This is a genomic window from Microcoleus sp. F10-B2, assembly GCF_036704965.1.
Classification (GTDB): domain Bacteria; phylum Cyanobacteriota; class Cyanobacteriia; order Cyanobacteriales; family Microcoleaceae; genus Microcoleus.
In genome coordinates, this window is record NZ_JAUBTB010000135.1 from 489 (window position 1) to 13,471 (window position 12,983).

Genomic DNA, 12,983 nt, shown 5'->3' on the forward strand with positions numbered 1-12,983 from the left:
CGGAACGATGGTGTCGCTGACGGTGACGTTAGTCGCTGTGCTTGGCCCGTTGTTGACGGTCGAAATTGTGTAACTAAGTGTTGAGCCGGCTGTTGCTGAACTAGACCCGGTTTTCGTGGTAACTAGGTCGGCACTAGGTGTCACAGTTGTGGTTACTGCAGCGCTGTTGTTGCCAGGGGTAGGGTCTGGGGTAGCTGAACTGCTGCTGGCGGTGTTGCTGACGCTGGGGCCGGATGCGGGTGCGGTGAAGCTGACTGTGTTGGTGAGGGTGACACCGCTGGCTAAACTAGCAACTGGCGCGAAGGTGACGATACCTGTAGCCGGATCGTAGACACCGCCGTTGGAGGGGATTACTCCTGTTAAATTCGGAACGATGGTGTCGCTGACGGTGACGTTAGTCGCTGTGCTTGGCCCGTTGTTGACGGTCGAAATTGTGTAACTAACTGTTGAGCCGGCTGTTGCTGAACTAGACCCGGTTTTCGTGGTAACTAGGTCGGCTGTAGTAGCAACAATTGTAGTTGGGGCTTGAGATATTAGTAGGGAACCGTTGTTGTTAGCTGGGTTGGGGTCAAAAGTGCTGGAGTTGCTAAAGGCGGTGTTGGTTATGGTTGTGCCGATCGCTGTCTCTGCGGGGACAATTGCGGTTATGGTGCGGGTAGTGCTAGCGCCGCTAGCCAGAGTCGGAATTGTCGGCCAGGTGACAGTCCCCCTTGTAGAGTCGTATACGCCAGGGCCAGCGGTATCGAGAGCGCTGACGAAAGTTAAGTTTGCCGGCAGTTGATCTTGAATCAGAACGTCTGTGGCGCTACTGGTTCCGTTATTAGTGGAAGTAATTGTATAGGTAAGGGTGCTGCCGGGAGTGGCGAACACCGGGCCTGTTTTAGCAACGGAAATGTCGGCTGAAAGTGCAGGAGTGTTAATAGTTTCGACAGCGAGATTAGCAATCTCGTGAATGTTTGTAAACGAGCCTGTCGAACTAGCAAAACCAAATTTGAAAGTAGGTGGTATTGTTCCGTTTACCGCGACTAGATCGGTTATCTCGATCAAAGTTTCGTTCGTATCAAATACGCCGTTGCCGTTATCGTCTAGGGCAACTGAAAGACTGTTTGAACCTGGCAGTAATGTAATTTGGACTGTTTTTTTTACATTAGCAGCGGTGCGAGTGGTTGCCGCAACATTATCTATACCGCTGGGAACGGTAGCGTTAGTTAAAAAGCTATACGTTGTGGCTGTGCTGCCTCTAATTGCTATTGAATCAGCTAGCTGCCCGGTGCCCCCCTCACGCCCTTCAGTGGAAGTGGAAAAATTGCCAAATTCGTCTAATCCGACACCTAAATAACCTCCTGCAATCCCGGCTTGCTGGCGAGTGTTGTTGGGAGCATAGCCGAGAGAGCCACCGAATCCTCCCGCTGCTGTTGGCGTAGTTGTTCCGTCAATTAGGAAAAAACTAATGCCATCAGCACCAGTATTGCCGTTATAGGCAAATAAATCAAAGGTAACTTTTAGCCCGTCAGTGGCAGAGATGGGGCTGTTGTAGATGACATAATTTGCTTGGTTCTCCGCGTTTGATGTTAATCTCAAAGCGCCGCTGCCTGCTGGATCGACTGGCCCTCCCACTACACCGGGAATAATGCCAGGGCCGGTGCCTGCGGTTAAGCCAGGAGGAGGTGAACCGTCGCTATTATAAATCCAAGGCCCTAGTGCTGTTGAACCTTGAAAGGTTTCGCTCACTAAAGTTGCCAGGACAGATGTGTAGGCTTCTAGGACTTCTTTTTTAAAGGCTAGTTCGGTATTGATTCGTCCTGTGGCAATTTCTAATTCCCAGTCGCCACGTAGCGCTGCACTGCCTGTTAGGTTGTTGGAAGCGGCAATATTTGCTCCCGTTAATTCGCTGAGTTTTTGTATGAATTTAATGCCGGATTCGCCGGCGGCTACGTTACAGCCGTAAAGCAGAATGCTGCCTTCCTCGCTAAGGGCTTTTCGCCATTGCTGCAAATGGCTGCTGTAGGTTTCTAGGTTATCAAGATTCAGTTCTGTTGAGCCGATTTCTACTGCTGCTTCTCGGCCGTGAGATACTATGTGCAGACTCTTGATGCTGTTGCGCTGACCCAAAATTTCGGTGATTTGTTCGATCGCATCTTTGGTTGAATTGAGTACAAATACTTCGGTTCCAGCTTTGAGACCACCGATCAATTGCTCGTAGTTTTCTACTCGGGAGTCAACAACCACTAGATCTTTTTTTGATTTGAGCGCTGCCTTAGAGTTTGCGGCGTTAAAACATAACTTGTTTTTAGTGGCGATCTTACTAGATTGGCGTGTTTTTACGGCTGACAAATTCGACATATTGGGGATCGCTGTCATTATTCGCTAATTTACTTATCAGTTCTAACTTACCCGCTTTTATAAAATTCGATGAACACCAAAATATAAATTTTTACTAACTTCTATTTAAAAAAAAAATAGTTACGTGCTTGTTTTAGTTGAGATGTTAGAGCAGAATTGGACGGGGACTGCTGTGCGCGATCGCGGGTCGCCCTAGGTGGCAAATCACCGCAAGTCCTACGCAAGGGTTGTCTGGCTTTGACTGCGCCAGTCAAGTCTTTGTTGTTTGAGAATAGCCTATGCCAGAACCTTGAGATTGCGATCGCCCGTTACTTAGGCATTGCTCAAAAAAACCCAGTGATTGCGCTAACGGGACGGTTCTCAGTACGGTTGTAGGTGTGATTTTTTCTTTAATTGTCACAGTCAATCCAGTTAAAAAATCGGTTTCCGAGAATTGGAAAATTTTTAATTGGAGATTCGATTTACTGCCTTTTATAGTTGACATTGCCACTAAACTCATTGATATTATACCTCTCCAAAAAGTCCCAAACGGGAGCATCTCATATTTGTAAAAACACTTCTTCTGGCTCCTTCCTTCTTCCTCTTTCCTTCTTCCTCTTTCCTCCTGCCTCGCAGCCTCGGGCCTTAAAACTCCAATTTCTAGCTTAACTGCTTTCATTGAGATGCTCCCTCCCAAACCTTCTCCTCGGTTGGTCGCTAAGGGCTTTCGACTTTCTTAATAAAAACTGTCCAGTTTTATTGTGAGATTTTTTCGTGATTTTTTTGACTCAAATTGGCTGGCGAGCGCATATAATTATTGCTCCGATCCGCCAACGAACTAACCCGCATACCACTCGAATTACACAACGAGTAATTTTCGGTTTTTAAGCGAAACCTTTCTGCTGCTACTCGGAAAATTTTTATCAGTCTAATTAGATGTTCTACCAAGATGCTTGTTTTGGCTTTTGACTGATTATCTTTCTGTTGAGCGGTAGTCAGCTCCGCTCCAGGATTTTTTTGTGAGGGGTATCAATTCTTGGTCGAGTGCATAGGCTTTGTCCCCTTGAAAAATTTGCCAGAGACTTAGTTCTAATTCTCAAGCGCGCCAGATTGTTATATCTGCCGTCGCTCCTGTTTTTCCCACAACTACATCAACTATTTCACTGCCAGATGGCATCACAACTACTTGGTTTTTTAAAGTATGTCTTTTCTGCTTGCCAGAATAGCACGTTTTCTGTTTTTCGTTGGATTTCGGTCTTGGTATTGGCTGCTCGTAGCTATCTACTACTAACTCAAACCCGGCTCTAATTTCTTGAGCCCACTCCCATTTCACTTGAGTTTTTTTTATCGGCTCTAATAGAGAATCCGGTAGCAAGTCCCTAAAAATTTTTATCCACCTATGAAATATATAATTGGCTGCAGATTCACTCACCCTAAATTGGATTCCCAACATTTGAAAACTGGGCAGATGATGCCAGTATACTAATGTGAGAAGGATTTGCTCTGCAACCGCCAGTTTGGGGGGCGACCTCCGACTGGTTTGATAATGTGGGTTTTCTGACTTGCGACAGCTTTTTGATGCCGATCGAGCGCGCTTGATGCGTCAGTAATTAGTCTTATTAGTTGGTTGTAACTTAAGCCTAAAAGTCTTTGGGTTTCTGAGGGATGTTTTTCTATGTGTGCCAGGAGTTGATTCATTTTTTTTAGGTAAAATTCCATTATAATTTATGTGCGATCGCCCGCCTATTTATTTTTTGGATAGGTCTAATAGTTGGGAGCATCTCACTTTTGCAGTTAAGCTAGAAATTGGAGTTTTAAGGCAGGAGGCCCGAGGCTGCGGGGCAGGAGGAAAGAGGAAGAAGGAAAGAGCCAGAAGAAGTGTTTTTACAAATATGAGATGCTCCCTAATAGCTCTCTTAGCTAAGTCATCCAAATTTTACTGTTAACGGGACTTAAACAAATTTCAATCCCAAACAAAAGCCTAACCTTCTATGTGCAAGGCAAATACGCCACTATTATCTTGCAGCCAACGGACAAATCGATAAGATATGGCTGTTCTCAAGGCTAACAATGCCTCGCAAAATGTTTAAAGGTTTCAATATCCAATGTCGTCTCAATCCTTTAGTTAACTGTTGCCAAACAATAAAAATCTAGACGTATAAAACTAATATCAACAGTCGAGTACGCAAAAACCCGGCCTCTGCACGTAATTTGGTCATATACGCTCGATCGCGAAAACGAAATACCGGGTTTTTTGGTCTCGTGCATCCAGGAATGTTCATATTCTTTTAGCCTAGCCAACATGAGAGCCTCACGTTCAAACACTTCCACCCAATTACGCCCTTGAATAAGTTGTTATTATCCATGTGCCATTTCCTTGAGCCACCCCAGATTTGGTAATTAAATAATCTACTTCTGTCGCTTCAGATAAACTAGCAGCATTCATCACGATAGGTATTGTTTTAATTTCTGAAAATATTGATAAATTACCTGGCGGTTTTTAGCTAATCAGGCTATATATTTTAAGTTATTTGGTTATAATTGCTAAAAAAATTACGGTTGTTTCCATACCTAGTATCTACTAATACCATTCCCGATACTAAGCCTCTCTCCCGACATTTAGGATCGCGAATTAAATAATTTACACTCTTGAAAGTGGGGTGGGTTCTCGTAGCCCGCCCTTTCTGGACGGGCGGGACGCCCATCCCACAAGAACATCACGCATTGTAAGTTATTTAATTCTCATTCCTTATCTACCAATTTTAATGCTATATCTGGCTTTATTATAGAATCTGGGTTGGCTTTCCCTCCTGGAACGTGAACTCGCGTGTTGATATAATTCAACGTCTAATGGTAGGCTATGTAACTCCGTTATATAAATGGGCCGTCACTACTGCTACCGCGTTGCCTGTTTTCCCGATTTCACGCCATATATTGCCGATCGACTCCAGCGGTTTCTCTACCACTTTTTCGGTGTCCCGAATCATCTATTATCACAGTCAAGCAGATTTTGATCTTGGTTTGATTTATGCCTAAATTACCTGTAGTAGTCGTTCGTTGACAAGAGGCGCATCCCAAATCGCTTCTGTCAAGAAATGGTGTAATTGGTGGTAAACCACTCCTACTGCTTTGTTTGACATTTGTGTTAACTTTTTCGCTCATCTTCCACCCATAGATATCTCCAAAAAAGCCTGTAATATAGTTTCCGGTTGCATCGGAATGATAGCGAGGATGCGGGGCCGGGCCGTCTCCCTACCCCCGATAGATTGTAGAGAAACGGCCAGGCGCGGTGTCTTGACTGTGGGTAATATTAATTCCGATGCTACCGGAGTTGATATCAAGGGCAGGCAGAATGCCTACCCCACGAATTATTGGAGATGTCTAACAATCTGTTAATCAACCTCCCAAATAGTGTGTAAACCCGTTGTCCAACGTTTCACGGAGACAGCATCACACTCACCGCCGCAGCCAAAGAAGTACCGCACCACGGACAGCCCGCACTCAAATGCGCGTAAGGCGAAATTCGGCTGCACTTAGGACACTGCAAACCATATTTTGAAGGCCCGGTCGGCTGAGAGTTACCCGGTGCGGGAGGCCCGAACAGCAAAACTGTCTGCGGCGCAGCTACCGCCACCTCCGTCACATTCACCACATCGATTTGCACTTGGCCTAAATGGATGCGGCTTCCGGGTTTCAATTTTGCTTCGCCTCGGGCGAGAATTTTTCCGTCTACCAGCGGCGGATTGCTTTCGCGCAAATTCCGCACTGCATACTCCTGCAATTCCTGATTAAAAAATATTTCAACGTGCAGACCCGATACGCTGGGATGCGACAATACTATATCGCACTTCGCCGGATCGCGCCCGAGCCTCACAGTTCCCGGATTTTTACTCTGCTGTCCGTTTTTAATCGTGTGAGTTTGACGCACCCCAGCTTCTGTCCATACTAAAGTGAGCTGGTTTGTCATGATTGTATAGTTTGCGGAAAAATATAGAAAAATATTAGCTGATTTATTTTGAGGACGGACTTCCTCACAAAAAAACTTCATTAGAATTATTGACGCAGGCTCGATCGAAGTTCTGACAATATTATGTGGAGTTAAACAAAAAAACCTCGACTTCGAGGCTTTTAGGGATCGTATTCGCTTTTTTTGAGATACTGAGTTGCGCTTGCCAGGTTTTCTTTCCCGCAAAACTATTGACCCCTGTGCAGCTTGGTTAAAGATTTGCCGTTAAAGATTGAGCAGCGATTGCTAAAAACTAATTGCTGTGCGGTTTTCAGATTTGCGAAGCTTTGGTGCACTAGGGGCGGTTGTTGGAGGTTAGCCGATCGAACTACGTCTGGGAATTCGATCGCCCAACCTCCTCAAAGGCTCAGTGTCCTAATGCTCGATCTCACACTGCAACTGTACAATCTTTGATTGCATGGCAAGCTTTGAGAACTTATTCACTTTTGCGGCTTTTCCGACCGCCTTCGCGACCAATTTGAGCCATGTGTTCGCGATTTCTGCTGACAGCTTCGCCCCCTTTCTGACCAGCTTCTCTGGCTTCTTCAGGGGTGAATTCGTGTGCAGTTCCTTTCTCGTGTGCAGCTTTTCCGCCTTTGCTAGCAATTGCACGCTGTTTTTCTGCATCCATAGAAGCGAATCCGCGTTTGCTTTTCTCAGCCATGACTGTCTCCTTGTTTTTTTCTGATTTTTTAGCTCGATCGCGCCTTCGCCTCCCACTGTCGTGGGTACTCCCACGGGCGTGGTGAGATATCCGACGGTAAATTATGAAACCTCATCTGACGAATGTAAGCTTTTGGTTTAACTCGCAGGATGACTATTTCATAGTTTACAAATGTGAACTAAAAATAGTTCACGCCCGGGCACTATTTTTATAGCCGCCAATGTTTAAGCAGGTTACTGTCTTTCAATCATTCTAGAAATCCCCCAACTTTTATACCTCTTTCTCAGGTATAGTCATTCTTTAGTTCGCTGGAAGGATGGAACCCAAAGCTGATTGGCGGTAGACTCAGAGGATTTTTCGACTTAAGGGCGACACCTCAAAAATTAAAAGTCCAAAGAGGGATGCTTTTTTGGTCTTTTTGCTTTTTTTTTTGATGCCTTCGGCGCTTGCCAGTTATCCCTATGTTAGTTGGTCTGCCGATCTAGTTGTTTCTGGTAAGCGATATTTTGGGGCGCAGCGCAGGACGTACTCGATCGCACTTCTCAAGTTTACCTTATGACCGATCGAAACATAAATCGGTTTTACCCCTGTTTGCGTCCTCAGCGCTGCCCCTACCGTCGATCCCTCCTGCAACAAGGGTTGCCAACTGCCCCGGTCGATCCCGACTTCTGAATGTTCTCCAATAAATCGAGTTTTGGCAACTCCGATCGTGGCAATTCCTGTCAAAACCCCCAAATGGCACGCCAGACCGAACCTGCGGGGATGAGCAAGTCCTTGACCGTCGCACAATATCAAGTCTGGCCTCAAACTGATATTTTCTAAAGCATCGAGGACTGCAGGCACTTCTCGGAAAGACAGGAAACCGGGAATGTAAGGAAAAGTTGTAGGACTGCGAACGACAGCTTGCTGCTGCAACTGCAAGTCGGGGAAGCTCAGAATTGTGACAGCGGCCCGCGATAGGCCGTGTGCACTGTCGTAGCCGACATCTACGCCTGCGACGTACCGAACTGTGTCCAGTTGATTTTCGGTAATTACCTCTGACCGAAGCTGTTCTTGAATGGCGATCGCCTCTTCAATTGTCTGCGGCCAAGGGTGTCGCTGCAACATTAGACATCTTTCTTCAACCGTTCTCATCTAAGTTTAACTTATTTTCGGCTATTTTTAAACTCGGATTTTTATCGTTTGTCGCTATAAATTCCCTACTTGGGCAACGGTCTTTTTTTCTACTGTGGAGGGTTGAGCGAGGTTGCCGCCGGCCAATTCTACATATCAAGTCTGTACATCGTAGGCTGAAATTCTATCTTTTGCTTGTACTTGCACCAACCCCTAAAGCTTTTACCGGCACGCACCTCCCATTTACCATTAAAATTCACCCACACATTAGCTGTTCAATTCCGATATTTTCGCTCTCTAGAAAGCTTTCTCTCTCTGATGACATTTTATCGCTTTTCGGAGAGCGATCGGGCTATCTATTTACTTTTTCTTTATCTAAAATTGTCCTCGCTGTCAAGACAAGGGAAACATTTATTCATCAACGATCTCAGCCAGGTACAAGTGCCATTGTTCGTACCAGAGCATCAATGCAACGGCAATCTACTATTTTTTGAATTTAAGAGGATCTCGGACTATCAAACATATATGAGTTTTACGAATAAAAATAAATGAATTTATGAGTTGTTGCACCATTAACATGAAGTTATAATTTTAGATAATAGCGAATAGAACACTAACATCCAGTAAAACAACCTAGCTGAATTAACATATGAAAACCATGCAAAGTGTTCGGTACAACCTAGCTCTCTACATCGTCGGTGGCATCGTCTTCATCATCGCCGCCTTAATTTTAAGACCTTTTGCCATCGTCGGCGCAGGGGAACGCGGCGTCATGATGCGATCTAGGCAAAATTCAAGACGCGATTCTTGATGAAGGCATCCACCCGATTTTACCGATCGTCACCTCTGTAAAAACGCTCAGCGTGCGGGTACAAAAAACCGATTTGAAAGCAGATGCAGCATCCAAAGATTTGCAAAGCATTACTACAGATTTGGCAGTCAATTGGAATGTTGAACCCGCCAAAGTCAATCAAGTTTTTCAACAGATAGGAGACGAAGAACAAATTGTTACGAGCATCCTGAGTCCGGCAATTTCTGAAGTTCTCAAAGCAGCAACTTCTAAAAAAACCGCAGAAGAAATTATCACTAAGCGCACGGAACTCAAAACAGAAATCGACAATAGCCTCAAAAAACGTTTGGAACCTTACGGGGTCATCGTCAGAGATGTTTCGTTAATAAATTTTGGCTTTTCTCCAGAGTTTAGCAAAGCCATCGAAGCCAAACAAATAGCAGAACAAGAAGCTAAACAGGCAGAATTTACAGTTAAAAAAGCCACCCAAGATGCTCAAGCTGAAATTAACCGCGCTAAAGGTAAAGCTGAAGCTCAACGCTTGCAGCGGCAAACTTTAACAGCCGAAATTTTGCAGCAGCAAGCAATTGAAAAATGGAACGGCCAGTTTCCCACAGTAATGGGAGGAGGCGGAACTTTGCCGTTAATTAATATTGCGCCGCCGAGTTCTCAAGCTGCAACTCCTGCTAAATAAGCTGCTGCGGATCGTGATTGCCAGGGCGCGGGGAGAAGGGGAGAGGGGGAGAGAGTCTGAGGGGGATAAGAATTGAGGGTTGTTCACTGCGGAAGTGAAGATCTGCTTTTTTTAAATGCCGAACAGCAAGTGTAGAAAATACAAGTAACAACTAACGTGAAATCCAGCTTACTTAAATGCCGAGATACAATTTAGGTTGCGCGAGTCCTGAAAAACGTTAGAGTAAGAAACAACTCGGAAATTGTAAAGGTTTGCTTGAAAGTTCGGCTGATGGGAGATCGGGAGAACCAGTCAATTTCTAATTTAGGTGAAGTGGGGGGGGCAGACGATCGCCATACTGCGTCAGACGCACTGTGGCTGCGCGATCGAGCCTTGGCAGCTACTAGCAGCGGCATTGTTATTGCTGACGCCAATGCACCCGACTGTCCCATAATTTATTGCAATCCGGCCTTTGAACGGATGACAGGTTACTGCGCCGATGAAATCTTGGGGCGCAACTGCCGATTTTTGCAAGGCCCCGATACCGATCGAACTACCGTAGCTAACATCCGCGACGCCTTGCGCCAAGGTCGAGAACTGCAGGTGACAATCAAAAATTACCGCAAAGACGGCACTGCTTTTTGGAACAAATTGTCGCTGTCTCCCGTGCGAGACGACAGCGGTAATTTGACTCACTTCGTCGGAGTTCAGTTCGACTTATCCGAACGCATAGGAGTGCAGGAAGCATTGCAGCAAGCTAACGACCAACTGCAAACGATTTTGGAAGCAGTTCCGGGAACAGTATCTTGGGTGAGCTCGGATTTGCGCTATTTGGGGGTTAACCAGCACTTAGCCAAACTGCACAATTTGCCGCCGTCGGCTTTTGTCGGTCAAGATATCGGTTTTCTGGGCGCTAGCTCGGATTTTCACTCTTTTGTAGTGGAGTTTTTTGCCGGCGACGCTACGGAAGCGGTTAAAGAACTCAGCGCTAAGGTGAAAACCGACGGCGGACAGTCGGCGGGACACTATTTGATTGTTGCTCAAAAGTACGATCGCGGCAAAGCAGCTTGTCTGGTAGGGATTGACATTACCGAGCGCAAGCGGGCAGAAGAAGCTCTGGTGCTGACTCGCAAGGCGCTGGAAAGTTCGAGCGACGCGATCGGCATCAGCGATGCTTTCGGCACTCACATCTACCAAAATCAAGCGTTTTCTCAGCTATTTGAATGGGAAACCGCACAGGAATTTAAACTCGCTGGAGGTATAGCGACAGTTTTTGCTGACTCCGCAGTCGCAAGCGAGGTACTCGATACCGTCGCCCAGGGTTATTCTTGGTCGGGTGAAGTTACTAACCGCACTAAAAGCGGCAAAATTTTGCAAGTCCTGCTGCGGGCAGATGCTATTAAAGACCGAACAGGGAAAATTATCGGTCTGATTTACATGAATACCGACATTACCGATCGCAAGCGCACGGAACAAGAACTGCGGCAAAGGGAGAAGCGCTTTCGATCGCTGATTGAAAATGCTAGAGACATTATTGTAATTCTCGACGAGAAAGGCTTTTGCCGGTATGTCTCTCCTTCCCTAGAGCGGATTTTGGGCTACCCGACGGCGGAAGTGCTCGGCAGATCAGTATTTGAGTTGATTCACCCCGACGAATTGCCGATGGTGGATCAAGTGTTCCAAGGTATCATCCAAATGCCAAGAGTGGGCCTGGGATTGGCAGAGTACCGAGTGCAGCACAAGGACGGTTCCTGGTGCGTGTTGGAAGCGGTGGCGACGAATTTGCTCGAAGAACCTTCGGTGCGGGGAATTGTTGTCAACTGTCACGACGTGACTGAACGCAAGGTGGCTGAAGACCAATTGTTGCACGATGCTTTGCACGACGCGCTGACGGAGTTGCCGAACCGCGCTTTGTTCACTGACAGGTTGGGACAAGCTTTTGCCCGCGCGCAACGGCATCCCAGCTATCAGTTTGCGGTGCTGTTTCTGGATTTGGACAGGTTTAAGGTGATTAATGACAGCCAGGGACACCGCACGGGCGATCGGCTGTTGGTGGCTGTGGCTCGCCGTCTCTTGACTTGTTTGCGGCCAGGCGATACGGTGGCGCGTCTGGGGGGAGATGAGTTTGTGATTTTGCTGGAAGAAATTCACGGTGTTGATGAGGCGATCGCCCAAGCAAAGGAAATTCTCAAAACGATCGAACGACCGCTTTATTTGGAAGGTAATAAAGTTTTAATTACTGCTAGCATCGGCATTGCTTTAAGTACCGACAAATATCAGTGGCCGGGAGATATTTTGCGCGATGCTGATATTGCGATGTACCGGGCAAAAGCTCTCGGTAAAGCTCGCTACGAAGTATTTACCAGTGCGATGCACACTCGGGCTGTGGCTTTGATGCACTTGGAACACGATTTGCGGGAGTCGGTTGAAGAACTCAATTTGAACTATTCGATACTGGATTTTGGATGTGGGACGGCGGCAGAAAACTCGCCGATCGGCGAAATCGAACCCAAGTTGAAGCATCCGAAGTCGCAATTTGCTCCTTTTAAATTGGAATGTCCTTTTACTGTTTATTATCAGCCGATAGTTTGTTTAAAAAGCGGCTCAGTTATCGGATTTGAGGCTTTGGTGCGCTGGCTGCACCCGGAACGGGGTTTAGTTTCTCCGATGGAATTTATTGCGATGGCGGAGGAAACAGGGTTAATTACGCCTTTGGGTTTGTGGGTTTTGAACGAAAGCTGCCGCCAAATTATTAAGTGGCAGAGTTTGAATTTACCTGTGGGAAATTCGCGGCTGACAGTCGCAGTAAATCTCTCCGCGAGGCAGTTTGCCCAACCGGAGTCGATCGAACAAATTAAGCAAGTTTTGCAGGAAACGGGTGTTGATACTCGCTGTTTGAAGTTGGAGATTACTGAGAGTGTGGTGATGGAAGATGGGGAAGCGGCGGCGGCGATGCTTTCGCAGTTGAGAGACTTGGGAATTGAGCTGTGCATTGATGATTTCGGCACTGGTTATTCATCTCTGAGTTATTTGCACAAGTTCCCGATTAATATTTTGAAGGTCGATCGCTCTTTTGTCAGCCGCGTCGGAGAAACTGGCGAAAATTTGGAAATCGTGCGGGCGATCGTCATGCTGGCGCGCAGTTTGGGGATGGAGGTAGTGGCAGAAGGGGTCGAAACCGCCGTCCAATTGGCTCAAATGCGGGCGATCGGCTGCGAGTACGGTCAGGGGTACTTTTTCTCTAAACCTCTCGACAGCGAGGCAGCTACAGCGTTGTTGAGCCGATCGCCGAAATGGTAAACAGAACCAAATGTTTAATATCAAATCCGGTAGCATCGGAATTAATGTTACCCACAGTCAGGACACGGCGCCGTGCCGTTTCCCTACAATTAATCTGGCGTAGGGAAACGGCACG

At 46.5% G+C, this 12,983-nt stretch carries 11 protein-coding genes and 1 pseudogene; 3 read left to right on the forward strand and 9 right to left on the reverse strand.

Translation table 11 applies throughout. The features are described 5' to 3' along the window. The 9 genes and pseudogenes from QUA99_RS30170 to nfi form a co-directional block, all read right to left on the reverse strand. Nucleotides 1–2,229 (reverse strand): DUF4347 domain-containing protein (locus QUA99_RS30170; RefSeq protein ID WP_333460495.1); only part of this gene is annotated, 2,229 nt, incomplete at its 3' end. A 364-nt stretch (nucleotides 2,230–2,593) separates the two neighbouring features. Further along, entirely contained in the window at nucleotides 2,594–3,001 is a 408-nt protein-coding gene (locus QUA99_RS30175) for a hypothetical protein (protein WP_333241574.1), read from the reverse strand. Nucleotides 3,002–3,078: 77 nt separating this feature from the next. Continuing rightward, nucleotides 3,079–3,321, reverse strand: a complete 243-nt coding sequence (locus QUA99_RS30180) for a hypothetical protein (protein ID WP_333241587.1) — start codon at nucleotides 3,319–3,321, stop codon at nucleotides 3,079–3,081. 97 nt (nucleotides 3,322–3,418) lie between these two features. Next, entirely contained in the window at nucleotides 3,419–3,655 is a 237-nt protein-coding gene (locus tag QUA99_RS30185; protein ID WP_333241576.1) for a transposase family protein, read from the reverse strand. 45 nt (nucleotides 3,656–3,700) lie between these two features. Continuing rightward, nucleotides 3,701–3,922, reverse strand: a pseudogene (locus QUA99_RS33305) (helix-turn-helix domain-containing protein); the annotation flags it as partial. A 1,258-nt stretch (nucleotides 3,923–5,180) separates the two neighbouring features. Next, nucleotides 5,181–5,309 carry a hypothetical protein gene (locus QUA99_RS30190; RefSeq protein ID WP_333241577.1) on the reverse strand — a complete coding sequence of 43 codons (129 nt, stop codon included), beginning with the start codon at nucleotides 5,307–5,309 and terminating at the stop codon, nucleotides 5,181–5,183. Between the two features lie 449 nt (nucleotides 5,310–5,758). Further along, a complete protein-coding gene (locus tag QUA99_RS30195) occupies nucleotides 5,759–6,289 on the reverse strand; it encodes an FHA domain-containing protein (RefSeq protein ID WP_333241579.1) in 531 nt (176 codons plus the stop codon). A 475-nt stretch (nucleotides 6,290–6,764) separates the two neighbouring features. Continuing rightward, entirely contained in the window at nucleotides 6,765–6,992 is a 228-nt protein-coding gene (locus QUA99_RS30200; protein ID WP_015175252.1) for a KGG domain-containing protein, read from the reverse strand. Between the two features lie 459 nt (nucleotides 6,993–7,451). After that, the gene (gene nfi, locus QUA99_RS30205) at nucleotides 7,452–8,099 is read right to left on the reverse strand and encodes a deoxyribonuclease V (protein WP_333241581.1); all 648 of its coding nucleotides are present in this window, start codon (nucleotides 8,097–8,099) and stop codon (nucleotides 7,452–7,454) included. Between the two features lie 664 nt (nucleotides 8,100–8,763). On the opposite strand from nfi, the gene QUA99_RS30210 reads away from it, so the two are divergent. The 3 genes from QUA99_RS30210 to QUA99_RS30220 all read left to right on the forward strand — a co-directional run bounded on the left by QUA99_RS30210 (nucleotide 8,764) and on the right by QUA99_RS30220 (nucleotide 12,868). Continuing rightward, on the forward strand, nucleotides 8,764–8,916 hold the full coding sequence (locus tag QUA99_RS30210) for a hypothetical protein (protein WP_333241583.1): 153 nt from the start codon (nucleotides 8,764–8,766) through the stop codon (nucleotides 8,914–8,916). 25 nt (nucleotides 8,917–8,941) lie between these two features. Then, complete coding sequence (locus QUA99_RS30215) at nucleotides 8,942–9,589, forward strand: prohibitin family protein (RefSeq protein WP_333241589.1); 648 nt, start codon at nucleotides 8,942–8,944, stop codon at nucleotides 9,587–9,589. Nucleotides 9,590–9,859: 270 nt separating this feature from the next. Next, complete coding sequence (locus QUA99_RS30220; RefSeq protein ID WP_333241585.1) at nucleotides 9,860–12,868, forward strand: EAL domain-containing protein; 3,009 nt, start codon at nucleotides 9,860–9,862, stop codon at nucleotides 12,866–12,868. Nucleotides 12,869–12,983 lie beyond the last annotated feature (115 nt).